25 protein-coding genes are annotated in these 26655 nt (G+C 70.3%); 9 read left to right on the top strand and 16 right to left on the bottom strand.

The window, feature by feature from the left end; all coding sequences use genetic code 11:
- Positions 1-72: 72 nt before the first annotated feature.
- The 10 genes from KVF89_RS27735 to KVF89_RS27690 form a co-directional block, all read right to left on the bottom strand.
- The gene (locus KVF89_RS27735) at positions 73-1314 is read right to left on the bottom strand and encodes an ABC transporter substrate-binding protein (RefSeq protein ID WP_257430371.1); all 1242 of its coding nucleotides are present in this window, start codon (positions 1312-1314) and stop codon (positions 73-75) included.
- A gap of 147 nt (positions 1315-1461) precedes the next feature.
- Positions 1462-2841: a 4-hydroxyphenylacetate 3-hydroxylase N-terminal domain-containing protein gene (locus tag KVF89_RS27730; protein ID WP_257430370.1), complete on the bottom strand. Its 1380-nt coding sequence runs from the start codon at positions 2839-2841 to the stop codon at positions 1462-1464.
- Positions 2842-2993: 152 nt separating this feature from the next.
- Positions 2994-3761, bottom strand: a complete 768-nt coding sequence (locus tag KVF89_RS27725) for a crotonase/enoyl-CoA hydratase family protein (protein WP_257430369.1) — start codon at positions 3759-3761, stop codon at positions 2994-2996.
- Between the two features lie 39 nt (positions 3762-3800).
- Positions 3801-5033, bottom strand: coding sequence for an acyl-CoA dehydrogenase family protein (locus tag KVF89_RS27720; RefSeq protein ID WP_257430368.1), 1233 nt, complete (start codon positions 5031-5033; stop codon positions 3801-3803).
- Entirely contained in the window at positions 5030-6178 is a 1149-nt protein-coding gene (locus KVF89_RS27715; RefSeq protein WP_257430367.1) for an acyl-CoA dehydrogenase family protein, read from the bottom strand. Before KVF89_RS27715 ends, KVF89_RS27720 begins: the two co-directional genes overlap by 4 nt.
- Entirely contained in the window at positions 6178-6939 is a 762-nt protein-coding gene (locus tag KVF89_RS27710; protein WP_257430366.1) for an SDR family NAD(P)-dependent oxidoreductase, read from the bottom strand. Before KVF89_RS27710 ends, KVF89_RS27715 begins: the two co-directional genes overlap by 1 nt.
- Positions 6940-6945: 6 nt before the next feature.
- Complete coding sequence (locus KVF89_RS27705; RefSeq protein ID WP_257430365.1) at positions 6946-7782, bottom strand: enoyl-CoA hydratase/isomerase family protein; 837 nt, start codon at positions 7780-7782, stop codon at positions 6946-6948.
- A 159-nt stretch (positions 7783-7941) separates the two neighbouring features.
- Positions 7942-8529, bottom strand: coding sequence for a TetR/AcrR family transcriptional regulator (locus KVF89_RS27700; protein ID WP_257430364.1), 588 nt, complete (start codon positions 8527-8529; stop codon positions 7942-7944).
- Positions 8530-8742: 213 nt separating this feature from the next.
- Positions 8743-10311, bottom strand: a complete 1569-nt coding sequence (locus KVF89_RS27695; protein WP_257430363.1) for a class I adenylate-forming enzyme family protein — start codon at positions 10309-10311, stop codon at positions 8743-8745.
- 5 nt (positions 10312-10316) lie between these two features.
- Entirely contained in the window at positions 10317-11516 is a 1200-nt protein-coding gene (locus KVF89_RS27690; RefSeq protein ID WP_257430362.1) for a thiolase family protein, read from the bottom strand.
- A 187-nt stretch (positions 11517-11703) separates the two neighbouring features.
- Here KVF89_RS27690 and KVF89_RS27685 point away from each other — a divergent pair, with 187 nt between their 5' ends.
- Genes KVF89_RS27685 through KVF89_RS27665 form a run of 5 tightly spaced genes read left to right on the top strand, consistent with a single transcriptional unit; the run spans position 11704 to position 15763 of the window.
- The gene (locus tag KVF89_RS27685) at positions 11704-12861 is read left to right on the top strand and encodes an acyl-CoA dehydrogenase family protein (RefSeq protein ID WP_257430361.1); all 1158 of its coding nucleotides are present in this window, start codon (positions 11704-11706) and stop codon (positions 12859-12861) included.
- Positions 12862-12863: 2 nt separating this feature from the next.
- Complete coding sequence (locus tag KVF89_RS27680) at positions 12864-14039, top strand: acyl-CoA dehydrogenase family protein (RefSeq protein WP_257430360.1); 1176 nt, start codon at positions 12864-12866, stop codon at positions 14037-14039.
- Entirely contained in the window at positions 14036-15064 is a 1029-nt protein-coding gene (locus KVF89_RS27675) for a phosphotransferase family protein (RefSeq protein WP_257430359.1), read from the top strand. Before KVF89_RS27680 ends, KVF89_RS27675 begins: the two co-directional genes overlap by 4 nt.
- 19 nt (positions 15065-15083) lie before the next feature.
- Complete coding sequence (locus tag KVF89_RS27670) at positions 15084-15344, top strand: nitroreductase family protein (RefSeq protein WP_257430358.1); 261 nt, start codon at positions 15084-15086, stop codon at positions 15342-15344.
- Complete coding sequence (locus KVF89_RS27665; protein ID WP_257430357.1) at positions 15341-15763, top strand: enoyl-CoA hydratase-related protein; 423 nt, start codon at positions 15341-15343, stop codon at positions 15761-15763. The genes KVF89_RS27670 and KVF89_RS27665 overlap by 4 nt, the downstream gene beginning before the upstream one ends.
- On the opposite strand, the gene KVF89_RS27660 is transcribed toward KVF89_RS27665, so the two are convergent.
- Together KVF89_RS27660 and KVF89_RS27655 are read right to left on the bottom strand one after the other, a co-directional pair.
- A complete protein-coding gene (locus KVF89_RS27660) occupies positions 15720-16376 on the bottom strand; it encodes a TetR/AcrR family transcriptional regulator (RefSeq protein ID WP_257430356.1) in 657 nt (218 codons plus the stop codon). The two genes, KVF89_RS27665 and KVF89_RS27660, sit on opposite strands and share 44 nt — an antisense overlap.
- A 52-nt stretch (positions 16377-16428) precedes the next feature.
- Positions 16429-17199, bottom strand: a complete 771-nt coding sequence (locus KVF89_RS27655; RefSeq protein ID WP_257430355.1) for an SDR family NAD(P)-dependent oxidoreductase — start codon at positions 17197-17199, stop codon at positions 16429-16431.
- A 51-nt stretch (positions 17200-17250) separates the two neighbouring features.
- On the opposite strand from KVF89_RS27655, the gene KVF89_RS27650 reads away from it, so the two are divergent.
- Entirely contained in the window at positions 17251-18048 is a 798-nt protein-coding gene (locus KVF89_RS27650) for an enoyl-CoA hydratase/isomerase family protein (RefSeq protein WP_257430354.1), read from the top strand.
- On the opposite strand, the gene KVF89_RS27645 is transcribed toward KVF89_RS27650, so the two are convergent.
- Complete coding sequence (locus KVF89_RS27645; RefSeq protein ID WP_257430353.1) at positions 17969-18943, bottom strand: crotonase/enoyl-CoA hydratase family protein; 975 nt, start codon at positions 18941-18943, stop codon at positions 17969-17971. The genes KVF89_RS27650 and KVF89_RS27645 overlap by 80 nt on opposite strands.
- Positions 18944-19001: 58 nt before the next feature.
- Here KVF89_RS27645 and KVF89_RS27640 point away from each other — a divergent pair, with 58 nt between their 5' ends.
- Positions 19002-20588: a fatty acyl-CoA synthetase gene (locus KVF89_RS27640; protein ID WP_257430352.1), complete on the top strand. Its 1587-nt coding sequence runs from the start codon at positions 19002-19004 to the stop codon at positions 20586-20588.
- Positions 20589-20697: 109 nt separating this feature from the next.
- On the top strand, positions 20698-21459 hold the full coding sequence (locus tag KVF89_RS27635; protein ID WP_257430351.1) for a FadR/GntR family transcriptional regulator: 762 nt from the start codon (positions 20698-20700) through the stop codon (positions 21457-21459).
- Positions 21460-21467: 8 nt separating this feature from the next.
- Here the strand turns inward: KVF89_RS27635 and KVF89_RS27630 are convergent, their stop codons facing one another.
- The 3 genes from KVF89_RS27630 to KVF89_RS27620 all read right to left on the bottom strand — a co-directional run bounded on the left by KVF89_RS27630 (position 21468) and on the right by KVF89_RS27620 (position 24443).
- A complete protein-coding gene (locus tag KVF89_RS27630; protein ID WP_257430350.1) occupies positions 21468-21779 on the bottom strand; it encodes a hypothetical protein in 312 nt (103 codons plus the stop codon).
- A gap of 28 nt (positions 21780-21807) precedes the next feature.
- The gene (locus tag KVF89_RS27625; RefSeq protein WP_257430349.1) at positions 21808-23091 is read right to left on the bottom strand and encodes an NAD(P)/FAD-dependent oxidoreductase; all 1284 of its coding nucleotides are present in this window, start codon (positions 23089-23091) and stop codon (positions 21808-21810) included.
- A gap of 137 nt (positions 23092-23228) precedes the next feature.
- A complete protein-coding gene (locus KVF89_RS27620) occupies positions 23229-24443 on the bottom strand; it encodes a PucR family transcriptional regulator (RefSeq protein WP_257430348.1) in 1215 nt (404 codons plus the stop codon).
- Positions 24444-24618: 175 nt separating this feature from the next.
- On the opposite strand from KVF89_RS27620, the gene KVF89_RS27615 reads away from it, so the two are divergent.
- Positions 24619-26604, top strand: coding sequence for a S9 family peptidase (locus tag KVF89_RS27615; RefSeq protein ID WP_257430347.1), 1986 nt, complete (start codon positions 24619-24621; stop codon positions 26602-26604).
- The last annotated feature ends 51 nt before the right edge of the window (positions 26605-26655 follow it).

The following is a 26655-nucleotide window of genomic DNA, read 5'->3' as shown; positions in this document are numbered from 1 at the left end:
ACAGGCTCCAGTGGCTCAGGATCGGGAGTGGAACGCGGGCCGGCCGGTCACCCGGCCGGTCCGCGGGTCCTTCTAGGAGGAGGGGACGAGCGACGGGTCGAGCTCGATGTAGCCGTCGTCGTTCACGGGTGCGAGCGTGCTGTTCTCCTGTACCTCGAAGAAGATCGCCTTGTGGCTGCAGGCTGACGGGTAGCCCGGCCACTGCTGGCCGTCACAGGTCACGGTCGGGCCGGCGAACGTCGGGAAGTCCTTGAGCCCCTTCATCGCGGTACGGACCGTCTCGTTGGTGATGTCGCCACTGATCGTGGTGAGCACGTCGACCATGTTCACCACGCCGGCGAAGGCGTACAGCGAGCGCGCCGAGAGCTCGTCGCCGTACCCGACCTCCTCCATCGCCGTGGCGAAGTCGTCGAGCTGGGTCTGCACCTCGGCGGGAGCCGCGTCCTTCGACAGCGGCACCCACAGGCGCGGCTGGACGATCGCGCCCGCCGCCTGGGCGCCCATGTCGTCGATGAACTGCGAGCACGAGCCGGCGAAGATGGTCCCGTCGAAACCCTGCTGGCGCAGTGCCTGGAACAGGGCGGTGCAGCCGTCCTCGGGCAGGGCGATGACGCCGGCCGCGTCGGGGTCCTCGGAGAGCTGGGTGGCCGCGACGACGTTGAAGTTCGCGCCCGTGGCGGGCGGGTACTGGACCGAGAAGTCGATGCCGAGCGAGTCGGCGATCGGCTTGATCAGGTCGTCGACGTACTGGTGGGAGGTCGGCGTCTCGTTGACCGCGAGGGTGACCTTCTCCTTGTCCAGGCTCTCCAGCACGCTCATGCTGCCCAGCGCGCTGACGGTCGTCGGCCCGGTGAAGTAGAAGCTGTCACCGTACGGCGCGGAGTCGGCCGCGCCGCCACCGGACAGCGTGCCGATGATAGGGATGCCCGCGGCCGACAGCACGGGGACGGCACCGGCGATCGCCTGGTCGTAGGCGTCCAGCACGAAGGGGACCTTCTTGGAGACGAAGCCGTTCGCACAGTTGATCGCGGTCTCCGGGCTTCCGTCACCGGCGCAGGTCTCGATCTCGATCGGTCGGCCGTCGACGCCGCCGAGCACGTTGTTGACGTACCACTCACCCGCCTCGACGCCGTAGCCGGTCTGGGGATAGGCGGCGGCTCCCTTGGTCGGCGCCTGGGCGCCGAACACGATCGGGTCTCCGCTGGCCTTCTCGGCGTCGTCGAAGCCGGCGCTCTTGGAGTCATCGGAAGAGCCGCACCCGGCGAGCACCAGGACGGATGCCGCCAGGACGGGGAGGAGCTTGTTCGTGCGCATCGTGGAGGTACACACCTTTCGAGTGGTTCCGGCGGTCGCCGGCATCGTGGTGGGGCCTACGGGCCCCGGGAGGGCGCGACCGGCCGACCGACCGGCCAGATGTCCGATCGGAGGCTGCGCCGCAGGGACGGCTGAGCAGGTCCGGGATCAGCTCCCGGCCAGGCCGGCCGCCTTCAGTGCGAGCTCCCGAGCGCGCTCGATGTCGTAGTTCTTCCGGGTGACCAGACGCTGGGCGAACATGCCGCCGCCGGACTGGAGATTGGTGACGTGGTGCCAGCCGCCGAAGGAGTCGGCGGTGGTGTCACGGATCGCGTGGAACAGCTGTGTGCGGTACTTGCCGGAGATGCCCGAGCCGGTACCCATGTACTTGTCCAGCAGCGGAGCCAGGTCGGGGTTGTCGAAGTCGGACATCGAAGGTGCCGTGACGACCGCGCCACCGGCGATGTCGTGCAGGTGGCGGACCATGGTGCTGAACTGCGCGGCCCCCTGGTACTTGGTGACATTCGTGTACATGTCGTCGGGGTAGTAGTAGCCCTCCGGCGTGGCCTGGGCGTGCGACAGGGCTGCCTCCAGCCCGGCCCGCAGCAGGGTCGCGTGGATCATCATCTCGTCGATCTTCTCCCGGACGTGCGAGATCCGGCTGGTGCCGTTGGCCTCCGCGATCAGGGACGCCAGGCCGACCAGCTCGTCGGCCTGCTGCACCATGAAGGAGACGCCGCCGAGGCGCTCCCACAGGCCGAGCGAGTGGGCGAAGACCGCCGCCTGGGCGGTCTGTCCGTCGAGGAACACCCGCTCCGTCGGCACGAACACGTCGTCGAAGATCACCATCGAGTCCGGGATGCTGTCCCTGGAGGAGACCGGAAAGTCGCGGTCGTCCCGGTTGCGTGGGTGATAGGTGGTGTTGGTGATGGTCACGCCGGGCGCGCCGACCGGCACGATCGCGGCGATCGAGTAATCCTCCTCGCCGGGCTTCATCGACTTGGTCGGCATCACCATCAGGTCGTGGCCGAAGGCCGCCGCGCTGATGTGCAGCTTGGCGCCGCGGACAACGACGCCGTCGGGGCGGCGCTCCACGACGCGGACGTAGGAGTCGGGGTCCTCCTGCTGCGAGGGCGAAAGGCTGCGGTTGCCCTTCGCGTCGGTGATGCACTCGGCGATCCGGACGTCGGCCCGGCGCGCGTCGTCGACGTACTGTCGGATCCGCGGAACGAACTCGGGCGCGTGCGCTTCGAGGCGCGCCGCGGCGACCGAGAGCGTCATCAGCGACTGGTAGGTGGTGTTGGTGAGCAGGTCCATCTCGGTGATCACCGGGATCCGGTTGCGTAGCTCGTCGGGGCTGCGCGGAGCCATCGTCACCGGGTTCACCGCGTCGGGTGCCGGGTCGTAGTAGGCGTCGTAGGCGTCAGCGGCGCGCTGCAGGGGAACAGCCAGCGCCGGGACCGACTCGAGGTCGTCGACGAGCTTGCCCTCGAAGTAGACCCTGCGTCCGTCCCGAAGCGAGTCCTTGTACTGCTGACCGGTGAGCATCGCGTTCCTTTCGCGTCGCACCACATTTGAATGTGATGTCGATGTCATATCCAAGATTAGTGACGTACGTCATGTTGTCAAGGCCCTGGCGGGCACGCTGCAGCCGTGGTGTCCACGGCGGTTGTGCGCCGCCTCCGTCGGCGCTCGGTGCACTACCTCCCGGTCCAGACGGGGGCACGCTTCTCGGCGAAGGCGACCGCTCCCTCCCGTGCGTCCGCCGAGGCGGAGACGGGATCGGCGATGAGGCTCTGGCGTGCGAACGCATCCTCCATCGGCCAGTCCCGGCCCTCGACGAGCACCTGCTTCGTCGCCATGAGCGCGAGCGGGCCGTTGCCCGCCAGGGCCGCGGCGAGACGGGACGCCTCGGCCAACGCCTCTCCGTCGGGCACGAGCCGGTTGACCAGCCCCCACCTCTCCATCCGTCCGGCTGTGACCATGTCACCGAGGAGGCCGATCTCCATCGCGGCGTGGTACGGGATCCGTTCGGGAAGCCGCAGCAGGCCACCCCCGGCCGCGACGAGGCTCCGCTTGACCTCCGGGAGCCCGAAGCGGGCGCCCTCGCCGGCGACGACCAGGTCACAGGCCAAGACGATCTCGAAGCCCCCCGCCAACGCGTAGCCCTCGACCGCGGCGATCAGCGGCTTGCGGCTGGCGCGCTCCACCAGACCCGCGAAGCCCCGCCCCGGGACCTCGGGCCGCTCGCCTCGGACGAACGCCTTGAGGTCCATTCCGGAGCAGAACGTGCCGCCGGCTCCGGTGATGATGCCGACCTGGAGCGATGCGTCCTCGTCGAGCTCGTCGAGCGCCGCCGCGACCAGGCGAGCCAGGTTCTCGTTGACCGCGTTGCGTGCCTGCGGCCGGTTCAGCTCGATCACCAAGGTGCCGTCGCCGGGACGGCGGGTGATCACTTCGTCAGGCATGTCCTACTCCTTGTTCGGTTCCAGGGCACGGCGGCACGCTCAGCTACGAGGGCGGTCTCGGTACGGCGTGGCGACGTACGGGTCGGGCTCACGCGGCAGCCCCAGAAGGCGCTCGCCGATGATGTTGCGCTGGATCTCCGACGTACCGCCCGCGATGCTGAGGATCTTCGCGCTCAGGAAGGCGCGTCGCGCCTCGGTCTGCTCGACGTCCTCCGGGTCGACCGCGACGAGTCCCGCGGGCTCGAGGTCCGCGGCGATCCGACCGACCTCCTCCTCGAGACCGGCGTGCGCGAGCTTGCGCAGCGACCCCTCCGCCCCCGGCTCCCGGAACCCGAGCTCGACGAACGCCTGCACGGTCGCCATCTGGAGCACCTTCTCCTGGACCCACGCCCGCACCAGGCGGTCCTGGACCACCGGATCGGACCAGGCACCCGTGTGCCGCGCACGACGAACGAGCCCGCCGACCAGGGCCGGGCCCACGCCCGGGCGGCCGGAGAGCCCACTGCGCTCAGCCATCAGCGTCGTCAGCCCCACCTCCCAGCCCGCACCCTCCGGCCCGAGGCGGTCGCTGTCGGGCACGACGACATCGTCCAGGAACACCTCGTTGAACTCGGCCTCCCCGTTGAGCTGCCGGAGCGGACGAACGCTCACGCCCGGGCTGCGCATGTCGAGCAGGAAGTAGGTGATGCCACGGTGCTTCGGCTGGGCCGGATCCGTCCGAGCCATCAGCATCCCGAAGTCGCTGATGTGGGCGAACGAGTTCCACACCTTCTGTCCGGTGATCCGCCACGAGCCGTCGTCCTGCCGGACCGCCCGCGTCTGCAGCGCGGCGAGGTCGGAGCCGGCGCCCGGCTCGCTGAAGAGCTGGCACCATCGCTCCCGCCCACGGGCCAGCGGCGGCAAGAAGCGCTGCTTCTGCTGCTCGCTCCCCCACGCGATGATCGTCGGACCGCCCAACGCGAGGCCGGGGAAGTCCGCCTCGGGCCGGGCCGCCCGGCGGCGAGCGAGCTCGGAGGCGATCACGGCGGCCGCGTCGGCACCGAGGCCGAGACCCCCGTACTCGCGAGGCCACGACGGTGTCGCCAGCCCCGAGCCGCCCAGTACCTCGAACCACGTGGCCCCCAACCGCTCGACGACCGCGTTGAGCTCGGTCCCGCCGTCCACAGCCGCGTCCTTCCACTCCTGTGGCAGATGCTCCTCGAGCCAGGTCCGGGTCCGCTCCGCGACGACATCGACCGACATCTCCGCATCGAGCTCGATCTGGTCACTCACCCGCGTGCCTCCTTCTCGATGTACGACGTCAGCCGGCTCCGCTCGGACCAGGCCGGCCCCAGCAGCGCGGCCGACGACTGGGCCCGGCGCAGGAACAGGTGCGCGTCGTGCTCCCAGGTGATGCCGATCCCGCCGTGCAGCTGGATCGTGTCGAACGCGGTCTGGACGAAGGCCTCGGAGGCATAGGTGCGAGCCACCGACGCGCCCATCGCGGCCAGATCGCTCCCCGGCTCCTGCCAGGCCGCCCACAGTGCCGCCGACCGCGCATGCTCGGTCCGCAGGTGCATGTCCGCGAGGCGGTGCTTGACGCCCTGGAAGCGCCCGACCGGCACGCCGAACTGGATCCGGCCGCCGACGTACTCCGTCGTCAGGGCCACACAGGCGGCGCTGCCGCCGGCCTGCTCGGCGGCAAGGTAGATCGCGGCTCCTTCGCGAACCACCTCCAGCACCGCCAGGGCAGCGCCCGCCTCGCCGAGACGACGCGCCGGGGTCGCACGGAACTCGACCTCGGCCACGGACCGGGTCGCGTCGAGAGGCTCGAGCGGGCGAAGCGCCACGGCGTCACGGCCCTCCACCAGGAACAGGCTCCCGACGCCGTCCGGCTCGCGGGCCGCCACCACGAACCAGTCCGCCTCGGCCGCTCCGACTACGGGCGTCTTGACGCCGGTCACCTGCCACGCGCCCGAGATGTCGTCGGCCCGGGCCGTGGTGGCACTCGGCTCCCCGAGCCGCCACGACGCGCCACCCTCGGCGACCGCGAGGGCCGCCCGGGCGGTGCCCGACGCGATTCCGGGCAGCAGCCGGGCTGCCGCGTCGACGTCGCCCGAGCGGAGCACGGCCTGGGCGGCGAGCACCACGGTCGGCAGGTAGGTGCCGCCGGCCAGGGCGCGGCCCAGCTCCTCGCCGACGATCGACTGCTCCACCCGACCACACCCGCTCCCGTCGTACTCCTCGGGGAGGGTCAGTCCGCCGAGGCCGAGCTCGGTGCACAGCATTGACCACGTGGAGTCGGCCTCTGGCCCGTCGCCCGTCGCGGCGAGCTCCCTTCGGGCGGCGCCGACCGCGTCGAGGCTCTCGAGCTTCCTGCGCAGGACGCCGCGGAACTCCTCATGCTCCTCGGTCCAGGCGAACGGTCGGGCGATCATCAGCGCGGAGCCATTCGGATCGCGCCGTCGAGGCGGATCGTCTCACCGTTGAGCATCGGGTTCTCCACGATGTGACGTACCAGGTCGGCGTACTCGCTAGGGCGGCCGAGCCGGCCGGGGTGCGGAACCTGCTGCCCCAGTGAGGTCTTGACGTGGTCGGGAAGGCCGCCCAGCAGCGGGGTCTCGAAGATGCCCGGCGCGATCGTGCAGACGCGGATCAGGTACCCGGCCAGGTCCCGCGCCACCGGGAGCGTCATGCCGACGATGCCTCCCTTCGAGGCGGAGTACGCCGCCTGGCCGACCTGCCCCTCGAACGCGGCCACACTGGCGGTGTTGACGATGACTCCGCGCTCGCCGTCCACGGCCTCGGCCACGGCCATGGCAGCCGCGGCCAGCCGGATCACGTTGAAGGTGCCGATCAGGTTGACCGTCACGGTGGTGATGAACCCGGCCAGCAGCGCGGGGCCCTCACGCCCGACGGTCTTGGCCGGGATACCCATCCCCGCGCAGTTGACCAGGATACGCAGCGACCCGAGACCGGTGGCGGCCGAGACGGCAGCGCCGACCTGCTCCTGCGAGGTCACGTCCGCGGCCACGAAGGTCGCGGCCTCGCCGAGCTCGGCGGCCACCTCTGCTCCGGGCGATGTCGCCAGGTCGACCATGACGACCCGGGCACCGGCGGTCAGCAGTTCACGGGTGGTCGCCAGCCCCAGCCCGGAGGCGGCGCCGGTGACGATCGCGACGGAGTTGTCGATCTGCATGCTTCTTCAGTCCCTCTTCTCTACGTTCTCGATGTGCGGTCGCGCGGCCGACAGGAAGTTCGGCTCGCGCTTGTTGAGGAACGCAGCCGCGGCCTCACGGGCGTCGTCGGAGACGAGGTTGAGGGCCTGGGCGCGTGCCTCGTCGTCGAGGGCGCGCTCGAGGGTGACCTCGAAGGAGTCGTTGAGCAGCGCCTTCGACAGCATGATCGCCGACTGTGGGCCGGCGAGCAGGCGCTGCGCGAGGGCCGCGACCGCCGCCTCCAGCGCTTCGGGACCGACGACGTCGTGGGCCAACCCGAGCTCCAGCATCTGCGGGCCGCTCACGAAGTCGCCGAGCAGGACGAGCTCCTTGGCCTTCGCCATGCCGACCAGTCGCGGCAGCAGCCAGGAGCCGCCGAAGTCGACCGACAGCGCCCGGCGGACGAAGATCTCGCTGAACCGTGACCGGTCGGTGGCGATCACGAAGTCGCACGCCAGCGCCATGTTCATGCCAGCACCGACCGCGGCGCCGTCCACCGCCGCGATGGTCGGGACCTGCACCCGGTGCAGCGCGAGGCACGCCTCGCCGACGATGCGCATGTTGTCGAGATCGCTGCGGCTGTCGTCGTTGCCGGCCAGGTCCGCGCCGGCACAGAAGGTGTCGCCGGCTCCGGTGAGGACCACGACGCGATCCATCCGCGGATCGATCGAGCGGAACGCGTCACGAAGGTCCGCCCACCCCAGCGAGGTCACCGAGTTCTTCCTTCGGGGCCGGTTCAACGTGATCGTCGCGATGCCGGCGGCACGCTCGACGATGAGGTCATCGGCGGGGGCGAGCTCGGTCCCCTTCATAGCGGTCGTCACATCGGCAAGACAACCGCAGATATGACGTCGATGTCAACCTCAATTTTGAGGGATCTCGAACCTCTTTCCGCCCGGTCACGGCGAGGAATCGCGCGCAGGTACGCCGGATTCCCCGACGCGCTCGACGCCGGGGGATCCGGTGGGAACCGGCGGACCTGGCTACTGCTCCTTGAGGCCGATGGCGCGCGACCAGACCAACGTCAGGGTGTCGAGGAGCTCGTCCTCGTCGTACTCCTTGCCCAGCGACAGCCACATGAACGTGGACTGGTCGACCATCGCCCCGAGGACCTCGGCCACCATCACCGGATCGATCGACGGGTCGGCGAAACCCTCCTCCTGCATGTGCTCGATGCCGCGAGCAGACCTGCGCACGAAGTCCTCGCGCAGGGCCAGGCGCATCGTGCTCATCTCGGGCGAGGAGGTGCCGACCTGCTCGAGGAGGCGCTGGAAGGTCGCATTGGGACGGAAGGCCAGCACGAACCGATGCAGGCCGTGGCGCACTCGCTCGCGCGGCGTCCCGCTGGCACGCTCGGCCTTCAGCGTCTCGAGCATGCCCGTGGTGACCTGCTTGGCCAGCTCGGTGAAGACGGCCTCCTTGGAGTCGAAGTAGGTGTAGAAGGTGCCCTGGGCGACCTTCGCCTCCTTCACGATGTCGGCGACCCGGGCGTCGACGTACCCCAGCCGCTCGAACACCCGGCGAGCGGCGATCAGGATCGTCTCCCGTCGCTCCTGACCCTTCACCGTCACCGGACCGGCGTCTCGTCGCGCGGCCTGCGTTGCGGTGGGGCCGACGACCGCCCGGCCTCTCGTGCTTCCTCCGCGCGCGCTCATCGCCATTCTCCCCTCGTGTCGCTGAGTGAGTCGACCGCCGAGTGTAGGGCGCGGACGACCCCGATTCCGTGCGTTGAGGCGTGCCGCCGGCCGGGGCGCTCCCCCTCGCGATCGCCGAGCGCCGCTCCCCTAGGCACGGGTCCGGAGCTCCCGCTTGAGGATCTTGCCGCTCGCGTTGACCGGCAGCTCCGGCTCGAACCGGAACTCGGCAGGCACCTTGTAGCGCGCGAGCCGCGCCGCGCAGTGCGCGCGCAACGCCGCCTCCGAGAGATCGGACTCGGGGCGGAGTACGACCCAGGCGCGCACGATCTCCCCCCAGTGCTCGTCCTCGACGCCGACGACCGCCACCTGGACGACGTCCGGCAGCTCGGAGAGGACCGCCTCGATCTCGAACGGGTAGATGTTCTCGCCGCCGCGCACGATCATGTCCTTGCTGCGCCCGTTCAGGTAGAGATAGCCGTTGTCATCGACATAGGCCATGTCGCCAGCACGGAACCAGCCGTCCCGGGTCGCCCGCGCGGTCTCCTCGGGCATGTCGAGGTAGCCGTCGAACACCATGTCGCTGCGGGTGGCGATCTCGCCGACCTGGCCCTGCGGGACGTCGTTCATGTCCCCATCGACCAGTCGCATCGACACGCCGTACGACGGCTTGCCGATCGAGCCCAGCAGCGCGGGCTCCCCGGCGAGCGCGCGGCGATGGTCCTCGGGGCGCAGCACGGCCTGCAGCCCCGCCTCGGTGCCGGCCCCGAAGGCGTTGAGGAAGTCGCAGTCGAAGGTGTCCATGGCGCGACGCAACAGCGCCGGAGACATGGACGAGGCGCCGTAGTACATCAGCTCGAGCCGGGCGTAGTCGTGGTCGTGGACGTCGGGCAGCTGCAGCATCGTGCTGATCATCGTGGGGACCAGGAAGACCGCGGTCAGCTCGTCGGCGACCAGCTGGTCGAGCGTGGCGCGCGCATCGAACTGTGGCATCACCAGCGACGTGAAGCCGTGCATCACGCCCGCGAGCAGCTGGCAGATGCCCGAGATGTGAAAGGCGGGTGCCGCGGTGTAGCGCACCTCACCGGGCCGCATCCGGTACTCGACGATCTGAGCGTTCACGATCGCCTTGATCTGTCGCTGGGACTGCAGTACGCCCTTCGGCAGCCCCGTGGTGCCGGAGGTGAACGCCAAGCCGATCAGGTCCGCGTCGGTGGCGACGACCGGGGGCTCGTCCTCGACCCCGGACGCCAGCAGCTCCTCGTACTCGGCGACACGACCGGGATCGGATGCGTCGATGCGGACCAAGAGCCGCAGTGCCGGCTGGTTCTCCGCAACCCCCTCCAGCAGCTCGGCATAGCGGGTGTCGTAGAAGAGTGCCACCGGCTGCGATCGCGCCAGAAGGACATCGACCTCCGAACGGGTGAGCCGATAGTTCAAGGGCACATAGGTCGCCCCCAGCTTCGCCGCCGCGAGCACGATCTCGACGTAGCCGTGCGAGTCCAGCGCGAACACCGCGACCCGGTCGCCCGGACCGATCCCGTGGCCGCGCAGCACCGAGACCAGGCGGTTGACGCGGGCGTTCGTCTGCGCGAACGAGTGCGTGGTGCCATCGGCGTACAGGAAGCTCGGCCGGTCGGGAGTGTTGCGAGCGGTGTTGGTGATGCTCTCACCCAGGCTCACCTGCATCGTGGCGCCCAGGCCACCGGTCACCGGCATGGGGATCAGAGCCGCTCGATGATCGTCGCGTTGGCGATGCCGGCACCCTCGCACATGGTCTGCAGCCCGTAGCGGCCACCGGTCCTCTCCAGCTCGCAGAGCAGGGTCGCCATCAGCTTCGACCCGGAGGATCCCAGCGGGTGGCCGAGCGCGATGGCGCCACCGTTGGGGTTGACCTTGGCCAGGTCGAAGCCGCTCTCCTTCTGCCAGGCGAGAACCACCGAAGCGAAGGCCTCGTTGATCTCGACGACGTCGATGTCGTCGACGGACAGGCCGGACTTCTCGAGAATCTTGCGGGTGGCCGGAATGGGGGCGGTCAGCATCTCGATCGGGTCGGCGGCAGCCAGCGCGAAGGCGTGGAAGCGGGCCCGCGGCGTCAGTCCCAGTCGGGTCGCCCGCTCTTCGGACATGATGAGCAGCGCCGAAGCCCCGTCGGTGATCTGCGAGCTGTTGCCCGCGGTCACCCTGCCGTCCGGCAAGAAGGCCGGCTTGAGGCCGGCCAGGCTCTCGGACGTCGAGGCACGGATCCCTTCGTCGCTCGTCAGCAGCTCACCGGTCGCGGTCGCGGTCCTGGTCTCGGCGTCCCACGTGCGACGCTCGACCCGCAGCAGCTCTCGATCGAACCGGCCCTCGTCACGCGCCGCCGCGGCACGCTGCTGGCTCTGCAACGCGAAGGCGTCGAGATCCTCCCGTCCGAGGCCCCACTTGTCCGCGATGAGCTCAGCGCTGATGCCCTGGTGAACCAGTCCCCGTACACCGAGGGTCTCCCGGTCGGCGTACCGCTCGGTCACGAGAGGGCCGAACGGCTCGCCACCGACGCTGGAGGCGCCCATGGGAACCCGCGTCATCACTTCGACACCGCAGGCCACGGCGATGTCGTAGGCACCCGACAACACGCCTTGGGCGGCGAAGTGGGCCGCCTGCTGACTGGAGCCGCACTGGCGGTCGATCGTGGTGGCCGGGACGGTGTCGGGCCACCCCGCCGCCAACACTGCCGAGCGACCGACGTTCACCGCCTGGTCGCCGACCTGCGAGACACAACCCATGATGACGTCGTCGACCAACGCCGGGTCGAGCCCGTTACGCTCGCCGAGCGCACGCAGCACGGTGCCCGCCAGGTCAGCCGCATGCCAGCCCCCGAGGGAGCCGTTGCGCTTCCCCCCAGGCGTGCGAAGAGCATCGACGATGACTGCTGAGCGGGACATGTGCACCTGATTTCGGTCGATTTGCGAGCATGACGTCAATGTCATATTAGGAGTCCGCAGCGACGCCGTCAACGAGTCGTGGGCGCCCGCCGGACCGCAGCGCCTCCCATCTCGCCGATTGACGCATCCGTCCTCAGATCATACGGTAACCGAACGAACGTTTAGTTAATTGGGAAGGACGGCGCCCGTGAAGCGCAGCCTGTACACCGCCGACCACGAGGAGTTCCGCTCCGTCGTGCGCGAGTTCGTCGACCGCGAGGTCGTCGACAACATCGAGCGTTGGGAGGAGGAGCGTCTGATCGACCGCGATGTCTGGCTCGCCGCGGGCAAGCAGGGCATCCTCGGGCTCCCCGCGCCGGTGGAGTACGGCGGCGCCGGGCAGTTCCGCGACTACCGCTTCCGCAACGTAGTGCTCGAGGAGCTCGCCCGTGTGCACGCAACCTCGCTCGCGTCCAGCTTCTCGCTGCAGGACGACATCGCCATCCCCTACCTCACCAGCCTCGGCAACGACGAGCAGAAGGCCCGCTGGCTGCCGCGGATGGTGGCGGGCGCGCTGATCGGCGCGATCGCGATGACCGAGCCGGGCACCGGAAGCGACCTGCGCGGCATCCGTACGTCGGGCACCCGGGTCGACGGCGGCTGGGTCGTCAACGGTGCGAAGACGTTCATCACCAACGGCATCCACTCCGACCTGGTGATCACGGTCGTGCGCACCGACCCCGAGGGCGGCTCGCGCGGGTTCACGCTGATGGTCGTCGAGCGCGACATGCCGGGGTTCAGCCGCGGTCGCAAGCTCAACAAGGTCGGTCTGCACGGCCAGGACACCGCCGAGCTGGTCTTCGAGGAGGTCTTCGTCCCCGACGCCAACGTGGTCGGCGAGATCGGCGGCGGCTTCGGCCAACTGGTCCACCACCTGCCTCTGGAGCGGCTCTCCATCGCCGCCGCCGCGGTGGCCGGCTCCGCCGCGATCCTCCAGTCCACGGTCGAGTACGTCGACGACCGGGTCGCGTTCGGCCAGCCGATCGCCGACTTCCAGAACACCCGCTTCGTGCTGGCCGACGTCGCGACAGAGATCGACGTGACCCGGGCCTTCGTGGACCAGGCCATCCGGGCCTGGAACGCCGAGGAGCTCACCGTGGTCGACGCGGCGAAGGCGAAGCTGTGGGCCTCGGAGATGCAGGGCCGCGTGGTCGACCGCTGTCTGCAGCTGCACGGCGGCTACGGCTTCATGCTCGAGTACCCGGTCGGTCGCGCGTACCAGGACGCGCGGATCCAGCGGATCTTCGGTGGCGCCAACGAGATCATGCGCCAGATCATCGGCCAGGACCTGTTCGGACGGCGCTGACCATGACCCACCACGAGATCGACGACATCATCGCGCGCACCCGCACCCTCATCCACGACGTCGTGCTGCCGCTCGACGACGAGCACGACGGCGACATCACCGCGGCGGGCGGTGACGAGGTTCGCGTGACGCTGCAGGCCGCGGCCCGCGCGGCCGGAGTGTTCGCCCCGCACGCCCCGGTCGAGCTGGGCGGCCTCGGGCTGAACCTGGTCGACCGGGCGCCGGTGTTCGAGGAGGCGGGCTACTCGCTGTTCGGCCCACTCGCACTCAACATCGCCGCGCCCGACGAGGGCAATGTGCACCTGCTCGACCAGGTGGCGGTGGGCTCCCAGCGCGACCGCTTCCTGGCGCCCCTGGCCCGCGGGCAGGTCCGCTCCGCGTTCGCGATGACCGAGCCCTCCCCCGGCGCCGGCTCCGACCCGACCGCCCTGGCGACCACGGCCGTCAAGGTCGACAGCGGCTGGGCGGTCAGCGGCCGCAAGTGGTTCATCACCGGCGCCGACGGGGCGTCGTTCTACATCACCATGGCCCGCACCAGCGGGGAGACCGGCGACACCAGCGGCGCCACCATGTTCCTGATGCCGGCCGACACCGAGGGCATCAGCGTCACCCGCCACCTCGCCAGCCTCGACACCTCGATGATCGGCGGGCACTGCGAGGTCCTCTTCGAGGACGCCTTCGTCCCCGACGAGGACGTGCTCGGCGAGGTCGGGCAGGGCTTCGCCGGCGCCCAGGTCCGGCTCGGACCGGCCCGGATGACCCACGTGATGCGCTGGCTCGGCGCTGCCCGGCGAGCCCACGAGGTCGCCGTCGCTCACGTCGCCGGCCGAGAGGCCTTCGGTGCCCGGCTCGCCGACCTCGGCATGGTCCAGCAGATGATCGCCGACAACGAGATCGACCTTGCCGCCACCCGTGCCCTGCTGCTGGAGGCCTGCCGGGTGCTCGACGACGGCGGCCGCGCAGCCAAGGAGACCTCGATCGCGAAGATCTTCGCCGGCGAGGCGCTGCACCGCGTGGCCGACCGCTCGGTGCAGCTGTGCGGCGGACTCGGCACCACCCACGAGCTGCCGGTCGCCAAGATCGCCCGCGAGATCCGGCCGTTCCGCATCTACGACGGCCCCTCCGAGGTGCACCGCTGGGCGCTGGCCCGCCGCGCGGTACGCGAGGCGACCCGATGACCGAGCTCACCCGCCGCGAGCTCGACGGCGTCACCGAGGTCATGACCGCCGCCGGTACGACGCCCCGCGGCGAGCTGCGCGGCCGGCTCCTCACCGGCGGCCGCTCCAACCTCACCTTCCGGCTCGACGACGACGCCGACGCGTGGGTAATGCGCACTCCGCCTCGTGCGGGACGCACCCCGTCGGCACACGACGTGGCCCGCGAGTTCCGGGCGATCAAAGCCCTGGGCCGGACCGACGTACCGGTGCCGCCCGCAGTCGCACTGCACGAGGACGACGACGTCCTCGGCGCACCGTTCGCGATCTCCGGCTTCGTCGAGGGCCACACCGTGCAGACCCAGGAACAGCTGGACGCCCTCGACGACACCCGGCTCAGCATGGCGATCGAAGCCCTCAACGCGACCCTCGCGGCCCTGCACGCGGTCGACCACGTCGCGATCGGCCTCGAGCGCTTCGGTCGTCCCGATGCCTATGCCGAGCGGCAGCTGCGGCGCTGGCGCGGCCAATGGGACATCGTCGGTGCCAGCTTCCCCGACGAGGTCGCCACCCTGGCCACCACACTCGCCACTCGGCTCACCGACCGACTCCCCGCCCAGACTGCGACCGGGATCGTGCACGGCGACTACCGACTCGACAACACCCTGATCCAGTTCGTCGGCAAGGACGACGTCGCGGTCGCGGCCGTCGTGGACTGGGAGCTGTCGACCATCGGCGACCCCGTCGCCGACGTTGCCAACATGTGCGTCTACCGCGACCCGGCCTTCGACCTCGTGATCGGCACACCCTGCGCGTGGACCAGCGACCGGCTGCCCGCGGTCGAGGAGCTCGCGGCGTCCTACGAGAAGGCAGGGGGCGTCACCCTGCGCGACTTCGACGAACACCTCGCCCTCGCCTACTTCAAGCTGGCCGTCATCGCCGCCGGCATCGACCACCGCCATCGCGCCGGGGCCGCCCACGGCCCCGGCTTCGACACCGCCGGGCAGGCCGTCCCGCTGTTCCTCGAAAGCGGGCTGGCCCGGCTCTGACCCGACCGAGAGGACGAGCATGCACTTCGCCGCGATGATCGCGAGCAGGTGGAGCTGCCGGGAGCACCTGCCCGAGCCGCTCCCCGAGGAGGCCCTGACCGCGCTGCTCACGACCGGGCAGCGCACGGCCTCCCGGTGCAACACGCAGCCCGGACAGGTCCACCCGCTCGGCGGCGAGGCGCTGGACTGGTTCGCCAAGGAGCTCCATGCCCACGCCGCCTCCGGTACGCCGGGCACGGTCGACCGGGCCGACGTCGTGACCCTGGTCGAGCGCCCATGAGCGTCCTCGAGGTCGAGCGGGACGGCGCGGCCCTGCTGCTCACCTTGAACCGGCCCGCCCAGCGCAACGCCTTCGACCGGGCGCTCGCCGACGCTCTGTCCGCGGCACTCGACGAGTTGGACGACGACCCGGCCCTGCACGTCGGCATCCTGGCCGCGAGCGGGCCCGTCTTCAGCGCCGGCACCGACCTGCACGAGCCGGCCAGCCCGGCCACGCCTCGCGGCGGCGAGTACGGCGTCGTCCGGCGTCGGCGGAGCACGCCGCTGATCGCCGCGGTCGAGGGCCCGGCTCTCGGCGGTGGCTTCGAGGTGGTGCTGGCGTGCGACCTCGTGGTGGCCGCGCGGGTCGCCGGCTCCGCCGACAGGGCGGAGGGGGTCAGCGCCTTCTTCGAGAAGCGCGCGCCCGGCTGGAGCCGGTAGCCGTCAGGCCGGTGTCGACGACGGTGCCGCGGGCGAGCTCGCGGTAGCGCACCGACATCTCCTCGGGGCTGAGCTCGCCGCCGAGGCGGTACCAGGACGAGATCGACGAGCCCATCTCGATGATCGCCCGGGCCGCCTCGCGCGGGTAGCCGGTCGCGAACGCGCCCTCCCGGACGCCGTCCTCGATGATCTCGCGGAACAGCGCCTCCTGCTCGTCGCGGTGCGCGACCAGCGCCGCCCGGCCGGCCTCGTCGAGGCTGCGGATCTCGGATGCGCCGATCAGCGCCTCGGCCTGGCGGGTGGTGTGGAAGACGACCCAGGCGTCGACGACCGCCTCGAGGCGCTCGGTCGGCCCGGTCCGCCCCTCGGCCACCGCTTCCGCGACGGCAGTCCGGGTCGCGGCGAGCACGTCGGTGATCGTCCCGAGCATGACGTGCTGCAGGATGTCCTGCTTCGACGGGAAGTGGTGGTAGATGCTGGCGACCGTGACCCCCGCAGTGCGGGCGATGTCGCGCATCGAGGTCCCGTGGTAGCCCAGGGCGGTGAAGTTCTCGACGGCGGCGGCGACCAGCACGTCACGGCTGTTGCGCTGCTGTCCCTTCGGCCGGGCCACGGCACCTCCTGGTCGGTGTGGGTCGAGGGTCAGTGTGGCATCCCGGCGCGGCTCACCGGTGCGTCTGGCCGTCGTCGACCTTGACGACGGTGCCGGTCACGGCCTCCGAGGCCGGCGAGACGAGATAGAGCAGGGTGCTCTCCAGCTGCTCGGGTACGCCGATCCGGCGCCGGGGGAAGGCCTGCGAGATGTCGCCCATCCGCTGGAGCATCCCGTCCGTCATCTCGCTGCCGAACGCCCCCGGGGCGATCGCGTTGACGTTGACGCCGTACCGCGCCCACTCGACCGCGAGGGTCTCGGTCATCCGGTTCACGGCGGCCTTGGTGGTGCAGTAGAGCGCCGCCCCCTCGCCCGCGTAGTGGAAGGCGGACATCGAGGAGATGTTGACGATGCGGCCCGGTCGCTCTCCGGCAATCAGGCGGCGCGCGACCTCGGTGGCCAGCAGCCACGGGCCGCGCAGGTTGGTCGCGAGCACCGCGTCGACCAGCTCCAGCGACATCTTGTGCGCGCGCTGCGCGTCGGGCATCCCGGCGTTGTTGACCAGGATCGTGGGGGTGCCGAGCCCGGCGGCGACCGCGTCGACGGCCGCGGTGATCGCGGCGGCGTCGGTGACGTCGAGCTGCACGGCGAGCGCGCGGCCGCCCGCGCCCTCGACCTCGGCGACGAGGCCGGCGAGCCGGTCCGCACGCCGCGCCGCCACCGCGACCGCGGCTCCGGCGCGGGCGAGCGTCAAGGCGAAGTGCCGCCCCAACCCCGCGCTGGCGCCGGTGACGAGGGCGACCTGCCCGGCGAGGAGGTCGGGGCTGTCGGAAGTCGTGGGCACCGGCCTAGGATAGCAAAACCAAACGATCGCTCGTTTAATTCAGGAGTCGCCGTGCCCACCCTGCTCGTCACCCGCCCCCTCGACGGAGTCGTCCAGCTCACCCTCAACCGGCCGGAGCGCCTCAACGCCCTCGACGCCGAGCTGGTCGGCGCGCTGCACGCCGAGCTGGACCGGATCCGCACCGACCGGGCCTGCCGGGTCGTCGTGCTCACCGGCGCCGGGCGGGCCTTCTGCGCCGGACTCGACCTCCAGGGGTACGACGACGGGCGGTCCTCCGACGCCGACCCGATCTCGGTCCTGGACCGGCAGCGCGAGATCGCCGCCCTGACCGAGAAGATCCACCTGCTCCCCCAGCCCGTCGTCGCCGCCGTCAACGGGCCCGCGGCGGGTGGCGGGCTGGCACTGGTCTGCGCGGCCGACGTACGCATCGCCGCCGAGGGGGCGATCTTCAAGGTCTCCTTCATCACCGCCGGCTACTCCGCCTGCGACATCGGCGTCTCCTGGCTGCTCCCCCGCATCGTCGGCGCCGGCAACGCGCACGAGCTGATGCTGACCGGCCGACGCTTCGACGCCGAGGAGGCGCATCGGATCGGGCTGGTCGTCCGGGTCGCCGGCGCCGAGGAGCTGCTCGACGCGGCGCTCGCGACGGCCGGGCAGATCCTCGGCAACGGCCCGATTCAGGTCGAGCTCACCAAGCAGGGCATGTGGCTCGCGCTCGAGATGCCGAGCCTGCGCGCCGGGATCGAGCTGGAGAACCGGCAGCAGGTCATCACCGCGCTGACGCGGGACCAGAAGGAGGCGACGGCGGCGTTCCTGGAGAAGCGGACTCCGACGTACGAGCGACGCTGAGCGCCGCGGGGTCGAACTGGGGCGCCGGGAAGGACGCGAACACGTCTGGCACGTCGGCGGGGACCCGGTCCGTGAAGACCGGGTCCCGCTTCTCGAGAAAGGCGGCGATCCCGTCGCGGGCGTCGCGGCTCACGCCGCGCAGGTTGAGTCCGATCGTCTCAGCGGTGTGCGCGACCACCGGGTGCTCGGCCCCGAGCATCCGCCACATCATCCGGCGGGCCAGCGCGGTCGAGACCGGTGCGGTGTTTTCGGCGATCTCGCGGGCGAGGGCGTAGGCGGCGGGGAGCAGTTCGTCCTCGGCGTACACATCGCGGACCAGGCCCTTGGCCAGCGCCTCGTCGGCGTCGAACACCCGGCCGGTGTAGACCCACTCGAGGGCGGTCTGCATCGGCACCACCCGCGGGAGGAACCAGGTCGAGCAGGACTCGGGCACGAACCCGCGGCGGTTGAACACGAACCCGAAGCGGGCCCGCTCCGAGGCCAGCCGGACGTCGCAGGGCAGCGTGATGGTGGCCCCGACGCCGACCGCCGGCCCGTTGACCGCGGCGATCACCGGCTTGTCCAGGTCGAACAGCCGCAGCACCACCCGGCCGCCGCCATCGCGGCGCATCGGGAGCTCCTCACCGGGCACCTCGAACACCGTGCCCTCGGGCGCGCTCGGCGAGGTGCGCCACCGGGTGAACGCGTCGGAGGACTCGCTCAGGTCCATGCCCGCGCAGAACGCCCCGCCCTCGCCGGTCAGCACCACGACCCGCACCTCGTCGTCGGCGTCGATCGCGTCGAGGGCCTCGATCAGCTCGGCCTCCATCGTGTCGGTGAAGGCGTTGAGCCGGTCGGGTCGCGCGAAGCTCAGCGTGGCGATCCGGTCCTCGACCCGCATCGTGACGTGCTCCATGACAACTCCTCTCAATCGAACGTTCGTTTAGATGACCCGAGGATATAGCCTGCCGAGCATGAGCGAGAGCGACGTCGCATCGGCCCGTCAGCACACCCTCGGCGATCTCCCCCGCCGCACCGCCCAGCGCGTTCCCGACAAGGTCGCGCTGGTCGACGGGCGGCACCGGATGACGTACGCCGAGCTGGACGCCTGCGTCGAGCGGACGGCCGCCGCACTCGCGGCAGCCGGGCTCGCGAAGGGCGACCGGCTCGCCCTGCTCAGCCACAACTGCTGGCAGTTCGCCGTGCTGGACTTCGCGGCGGCCCGCGCCGGCGTGGTGCTGGTGCCGATCAACTTCATGCTGGGCGCCGAGGAGATCGGGTTCATCCTCGACCACAGCGGGGCGGCCGGGTTCGTGGTCGAGGACGCCCTGGTCCCGACCGCCGACGCCGCCCTCGCCGCGGCCGCCGACCCGCAGGTCCGGGTCCGCGCGTCGATCGGGCTGACGGGCACGGCGCCCCCGGCCGGCTGGGCCGACCTCGCCGGCTGGCTCGAGCACGACGGCCCGCCGGTCGTCGTACCGATGGCCGACGACGACCCGGTCCGGATGATGTTCACCTCCGGCACGGAGTCGCGGCCCAAGGGTGCGCTGCTGAGCAGCCGCTCGCTGCTGTGGCAGTACGTCTCCTGCGCGCTGGACGGATCGATGAGCGCCGACGACGTCGAGCTGCACACCCTGCCGCTCTACCACTGCGCACAGCTCGACTGCTTCCTCGGCACCGACGTCTACCTGGGCGCGACCAGCATCATCCTGCCCGGCCCCGACCCGGCGACGGTCCTGCGCGCCATCGCCGAGCACCGCGTCACGAAGTTCTTCGCGCCGCCGACGGTGTGGATCGGGCTGCTGCGGCACCCGGACTTCGACACGACCGACCTGTCCAGCCTGCGCAAGGGCTACTACGGCGCCTCCCCCATGCCGGTCGAGGTGCTGCGCGAGCTCCAACGGCGACTGCCCGACGTCGCGCTGTGGAACTTCTACGGCCAGACCGAGATGGCCCCGCTCGCCACCATCCTCGGCCCGGACGAGCAGCTTCCGTACGCCGGCTCGGCCGGGCGCCCCGCCCTCAACGTCGAGACCCGGATCGTCGACGACGAGGACCGGCCCGTCCCCGCCGGCACGGTCGGCGAGATCGTGCACCGCGGCCCCCACGCGACGCTCGGCTACTACCGGGACCCGGAGAAGACGGCCGAGGCGTTCCGCGGCGGCTGGTTCCACTCCGGCGATCTCGGCTACCTCGACGACACCGGGCACCTCTACGTCGTGGACCGCAAGAAGGACATGATCAAGACCGGTGGCGAGAACGTCGCCAGCCGCGAGGTCGAGGAGGCCATCTACACCCACCCCGACGTCGCCGAGGTCGCCGTCTTCGGCGTCAGCCACCCGCGCTGGGTCGAGGCGGTCGCCGCCGTGGTCGTGCCCCGCGCCGGCGCCGACCTCGCCGCCGAGGACGTGCTCGCCCACGCCCGCGGGAGGCTGGCCGGCTACAAGGCGCCGAAGTACGTCGTCCTCGCCGACGCGCTCCCCAAGAACCCCAGCGGCAAGATCCTCAAGCGTCAGCTCCGGGACGCGCACGCCGACCTGGGGGCGGGCGACGACGGCTGAGCCCGGCGCGCCAGGCGCCGCCGGCACACCCCCTTCGGGCATGCCTCCGTCGGAACCGGCTGGGGAGCGGCCATGATGTCGTCATCATGATGCGCATGGAGGACCTGCAATGAGCACGACGCCCGGAGCCGCGCCCCGACGCACCGCTCGCAAGGACAAGCTCGCCAACAACGTGGCGCAGTCGGTCCTGCGCGACATCAGGCGACGCGGCCTCGGGACGGGCGACCAGCTGCCCAAGGAGGCCGACATGCTGGCCGAGTACAGCGTCGGCCGGGGCACGCTTCGCGAGGCACTGCGCGTGCTGGAGACCTGCGGGCTGATCGCCCTCAAGCCGGGCCCCGGCGGCGGGCCGGTCGTGCAGAGCGTGCACGCCGAGGACTTCGGACGCGTCGCCTCGCTCTTCTTCCAGTTCGCCGAGGTGACCTACCGCGAGGTCAACGAGGCCCGGCTGATCCTGGAGCCGATGGCGGCGCGCCTCGCCGCGGAGCGGCAGAAGGGGTCCGACACGGCCCGGGAGCTCGTCGCACTCGCCGGGTCCGGCCCGGACGCGCCGGACAACGAGACGTACCTCCACATCACCGGGGACTTCCATGCCTCGGTGATCTCCCTGGGCGAGAACACCCTGGTCAGCCTGGTGTGCCAGTCCCTGGCCGAGATCTTCCGCGACCGGGTCCGGTCGGTCCTCTTCCCGAAGAACAAGCAGCACGACGTCCACACCGCCCACGTCGACATCGCGGAGGCGATCCTGGCGGGTGACGGAGCCCGTGCCGAGAGCCTCATGACCGAGCACATGAGCGACTACGTGAAGTACGTCGCCAAGCAGCACCCCGCGCTGCTCGACGAGATCGTGATCTGGCACAGCCGCGGCTGATCCTCGACTCACCGTTGGTACAGCTCGACCGAGACGACGTCCACGAGGCTCCGCAGCGACATCGCGACCAGGTCCGCGCGTGCGGGTGTCGTACCGATCATCGCCGTCACGACTCTCCGTCCGGCGCCTGAGCGGGTCATCGTCAACTCGTCCAGGGGGACGGCCCGGCGGTGGAGCATCGCGACGACCGACAGCACTGCGGCTTCGTCAGCGCCGGCCAGCACCACGGTGAGACAGAATGAACGCTCCTCCGTCATCGTCGGGACTGCGATTCCGCGCAGGACAGCGGTCGAGGATGCGTCGCACTCGGCGTCGTCCATGTCCCTTCCTGAGCTCGCCAGTGGGAGGTCATCCCATGACGTTGCCCGCCGTCCGGGCAGGATCTCTCAAGCGGGAGTAGTCGCCCAGGTCGACAGGCACGCCGGTTCTCGCGAGCTTGTATTCGACGGGGTTCTGATCGTGGTCGATCCCGGCCTCGGTGGCCGAGACGATCGCGTGGAGGAACTCACCGACCACAGGAGCGTTCTTGAACTGGTTGCCGCTCGTGCCGATCGCGACGAAGTAGCCGCCGAGGCTGGTCTTGTCATAGATCGGCACCCAGTCACTGCTGACGTCGTAGACGCCGACGACCCCCCGCGGCGCGGATGGGACCACGAGGTCGGGCAGGCGGCGGGCGGCGCGATAGGCCTGAGCCTCGTAGACCTCGTGGCTCGGAATGGTCTTGAACTCGTCCGGGTCCTCGAGCCACTGCAAGGGATCGCACGCCGGCTCCGCCCCGCCCACCAACACGTTGCCGGCAGGGGTGCGCCGGAAATAGGTACCGAGGTCCAGGTCGGCGACGAGTGGATGGTCATGGCCGTCGCCGGGGAGTTCGTGGACCTCCTGACGAAGTGGACGGGTGCGGATCCGGAACTCCTCGGTGACACCGGCCATGTCGTTGATCACCGTCGAATGCGGCCCGGCGACATTGATCAGCACGTCACACGAGTACCGTTCCGTGGGAGTCCGCACACCCACGGCACGCTGATCACGCTTCTCGATCGCCACCACCGGGCTGCCGAACTCGAACTCGGCACCGTGCCGCCGCGCAGCCACCATGAGGTTGTGGGCAGCGAACGACGGGTCGTCGACGAATCCGGAGTCGGGCGTCCAGATGCCGCCGAGCTCGCCGTCAGCGGGTGACCAGAACTCATCACTCGAGACCGGCTTCGGAGGGAAGTACCGGGCCGGGTCGAGTCCCGGGATGCGGTCTCGGATGTCACGTGCCGTCCACCGCTCGAAGGGAATGCCGACCTGCTCGAACAGACGACACGTCGTTGCCGCGTCGATCTCGGGCGTGTCCAGAACCAATCCGCCGGTCAGGTGGAACCGAGCAAGGGCGCCGTCATCGGTACCACCGAGGTGGTCCTCCCACATCGACCAAGCCTGTCTGGACTCCCAGGCAGCTGCCACCCCGGTGTGCGTCGAGTAGTTGAAGCGCACCACCGCCGACGACGCGCTCGTGGATCCCATTCCAGGGCCTTTGGCTCGATCGATGACGAGAACCTCGCGGCCGGCCTTGGCGAAGGAGTAGGCGATCGAACAGCCGATCACGCCCGCACCGATGACGACGACGTCCCGCCCCGTGCTCATGGTTGCAGCTTCTTTACGGTCACACCCATCACGCTAGACAGGCGCACCGGCGCGACGGGACCGACGACTGTTCAGACTCTTCGCCCTCTGTCACGACAGCAGCCGAGTCGGTGGCGACAGCGGGAGGAACGGTCTTCCTAGCGCAGCCCGATCAGCTGGGAGACCTTGAGACCGATGTGGAGAGCCAACCGGTCGTCTCCTTTCGACAGGTCGACGTCGGCCAGCTTCGCGATCCGCTCGAGGCGGTAATAGACACTGGCGCGATGGATACACAGCTGCGCGGCGGTCTGCTTCACATTCCCCGCATTGTCGAGGAAGGCCTCCAGGGTGCTGACCAGCGAGTCGTCGGCTGAGGCGGCGTCGTGCTCGATCAGACTCAGCACACCGGGGTGGATGCTGCGACTCAGCCTGTCCTGGGGCAGCTCGGCGAGCAGGCCGTAGACGCCGAGGCCTGAGTACCGGACGATCGGCCCGAGGATCCTCACCACTCCGGCGACCTCGGCGGCTCGCTTCGCCTCCAAGAACGATGCGCGGGCATCCAGGAGCCCGCTGCGTTCACCGCCGATTCCCACCTGCCACTCTCCGGCCGCCCGGCCGCTCTCGACACAGACCTCCCGATGGATGGTCTCCGCAACCGCGTCCACCTCTCGCCTGGCACCGGTACGGATCATCACCAAGATGCCATGGTCGGGGCGCGTCAGCTGGATGGCCGTGCGTGGAGGCAGTCGCTGGCGACCACGCAGCAAGCCGACTGTCACCGCAAGTCGGTCTCGTTCACTGAGCGGCTCGCCGTCCCGGTGCCGCACAGAGACGACGAGCACCACCACGGGACCGATCACCACGAGTTCCTCGTCAATGAGACGGTCCGAGGCCTCACCACACAGTCGGGGCTCCTGCGAGAGCAGGTCACGCACCAGCTCCCGCTCACGACCCCGACTCAACTCGCCGAGGAACTGCTCACGATGGAGAACCTGCGCGGCTGCACGGGCGGCCTGTTCGACCGCCTCGGCCTCCTGTGTGCTCACGGGACCATCCGACGCGAGGAGCCAGAGGAATCCGAGCAACGCGTCGTCATGTCGGATAGGCAGCCCGATGCGCTCGACCGACAAGCCATGGTCGGGCAGCGGCGGAACGGTGAAGAACTCCTCGGCCTCGAGCGCTCCAGCACTGCGGACATGGCGCACCAAGGCTTGAGGAACGGCGCGCCGCATCACCGATTCTGTACGTGCGTCATCGACATCGGCCCGGTGCGATGTGTAGGCCAGGAGCCTGATGTTTCGATCATCGATCGCCACCGAACGGCGCAGCCGACGGCCCAGGCTGTCGACAATCTGTTGGAGCTCGGAGTCCACCCGAGCACCGTACTCTCACAGGCGCCTCGGACCGGGCTGCTTGCCACCCCTGCCGACAACCCCGCCCGAGCCGACCGAACCGCCTGTGCCGGTTCGACAGTTGTAGAGGCAGGGGCCCGGAGGCTGCGTCAGGTGTGCCTGGCGGCCGTGCACGCCTCTCCCTACGGTCGGGACCATGCCGCACGTCCTGAACTACGATGCCTGCCGCGAACTGGTCGAAGAGTGGCTTCATCGCACTGAGTCGCCCGCCTACGGCCATGTCAGCAGGCTCGGCTCCGTCCGGGTCAGCCCGGACGGAGCGACCGTCGCGGGCATCGGGACGATCCTGACGGGCATCGCCGAGCCCGCCCGCTCGGCGCTGTGCCTCATCGACGTGTCCCGCGGCGACCTGACGTTGGTGGACCTCGAGCCGCAATCCGTCGCCTGGGCGGGTCACGTCGTGGCCGTGGGCTCCGGCACCTCGGTCGTGATCTGCGACGAGAAGGGCCGGCAAGCCCATCGAGTGCCATTGCCCGGGCGGGTCGAGAACGTCGCGGGCGCGCCCTCGGGCCGGCACGTCCTCGCCGTCGTCGCGCCCGCGCAGGACGATCACTACGACCTCGCCCCCGCCGTCGGCTGCGCCGACACCGCCCCGCTGGCCTTCCTCGGCAGCGCTCAGAGACCACGTGATCTGGTCCTCATCGACACGGTCACCGGGCGGCATCGGACGCTGGACGGCCAGGGCCGGAACATCTGGGAGGCCAGCTGGATCGACGACGACAGCGTGGTCGCGGTGATCTCCGACCGTCCCGGGGAGGGGGCGTGGTACGACGCGTACCTCGCCGTGATCGACACCGACAACGGCACCATCCAGACGAGGTACCGGCCTGTCGACCGACGGCAGCTCTCCTGCCCGGTCAGCGTCGACGGCCACCTCCTGGTCATCGAGAGCATCAGCAGTGACCGCGGAGTGGTTGCCGGCGACGTGATCCGCGTGGACCCGTCGGGGGAGAGTGTCCGACTCGACACCGAGAACGTCGACGTCTCGTGCCTGAGCAGCGCAGGCGATGCGGTGGGCTATGTAGGTTTGCGCGGACTGACCACGGTCGCGGGCACGATCGACGCCGCCACCGGCAGGTGCAGTCCCATCTGGTCCGGCTCGGAGACGCTCACGGGGTGGACACCGGAAGGCAGCGTCGACGTCGACGGTCGGATCTACGGGATCGCGGAGTCCTTCCACCGATACCCCCGGCTGGTGCGGATCCACGCCGACCGAGTGCACACCGTCCGCGACCTGAGCCATCCCGGAGCAGAGGCGCACCTCGCCGCCGGACAACGGCTGCGGAGCCTCTCCTGGCCGGCTCCGGACGGTCTGACGATCGAAGGGCTGCTCGTCCTCCCTGCAGGGCAGGGACCCTTCCCTCTCCTGCTCAACGTTCACGGCGGGCCGGTCTCGGCCTGGCGCAACCGCTGGGGGATGGCGCACGGAACGCGCCACCCGTACACCGGCTTGCTGGCCGAGCTCGGCGTCGCGAGCCTTCACGTGAACCCTCGCGGCAGCCTCGGCCGCGGTCAGGACTTCATCGACCGTGTGCGTGGCGACATGCTCGGGCTCGACGTCGAGGACCTCATGAGCGGCGTCGATCGCCTCATCGAGGAAGGCCTCATCGACGGCACGCGCATGGCGGTCACCGGCAACAGCTACGGCGGTCTGATGTCTGCCTGGCTGGCTGCCAGGTCCACGAGGTTCGCCGCGGCGATCCCGACCTCGCCGGTGGTCGACTGCGTCAGCCAGCACTACACATCGAACATCCCCGAGTTCGACGAGCTCTTCCTTCAGGACGCTGTCGCCCACCCCGGCGGCGAGTACTGGAGTCGTAGCCCACTGACCCACATCGACGGCGCGACGACACCGACGCTGTTGACGGCCGGGCTGCTCGACAAGACCACGCCACCGGATCAGGCCGTGATGTTCCACCAAGCACTCCGCCGGAAGGGCGTGCCCACCGAGCTCGTCCTGTATCCACGACAGGGACACGGCGTCTCCGGGTTCCCGGACTCCACGGACTTCCTGGCGCACCTCCTCAAGTGGCTGTCCCGCTATATCCGCCTGCAGCCCGCGCGTGGTCGAACACCGAGCCAGCGGCGAGAAGCCACATCCGCCGAGAACGCACTGTCGTAATCCACGACTCCGGATTGCGACAAATGCACGGCGCGAGAGCCCCACAGGGCG

The sequence above is a fragment of the Nocardioides carbamazepini genome, from assembly GCF_024614185.1.
Lineage (GTDB): Bacteria > Actinomycetota > Actinomycetes > Propionibacteriales > Nocardioidaceae > Nocardioides > Nocardioides carbamazepini.
The sequence above is the reverse complement of the archived record's forward strand: the minus strand, read 5'-3'. Positions and strand labels throughout refer to the sequence as shown.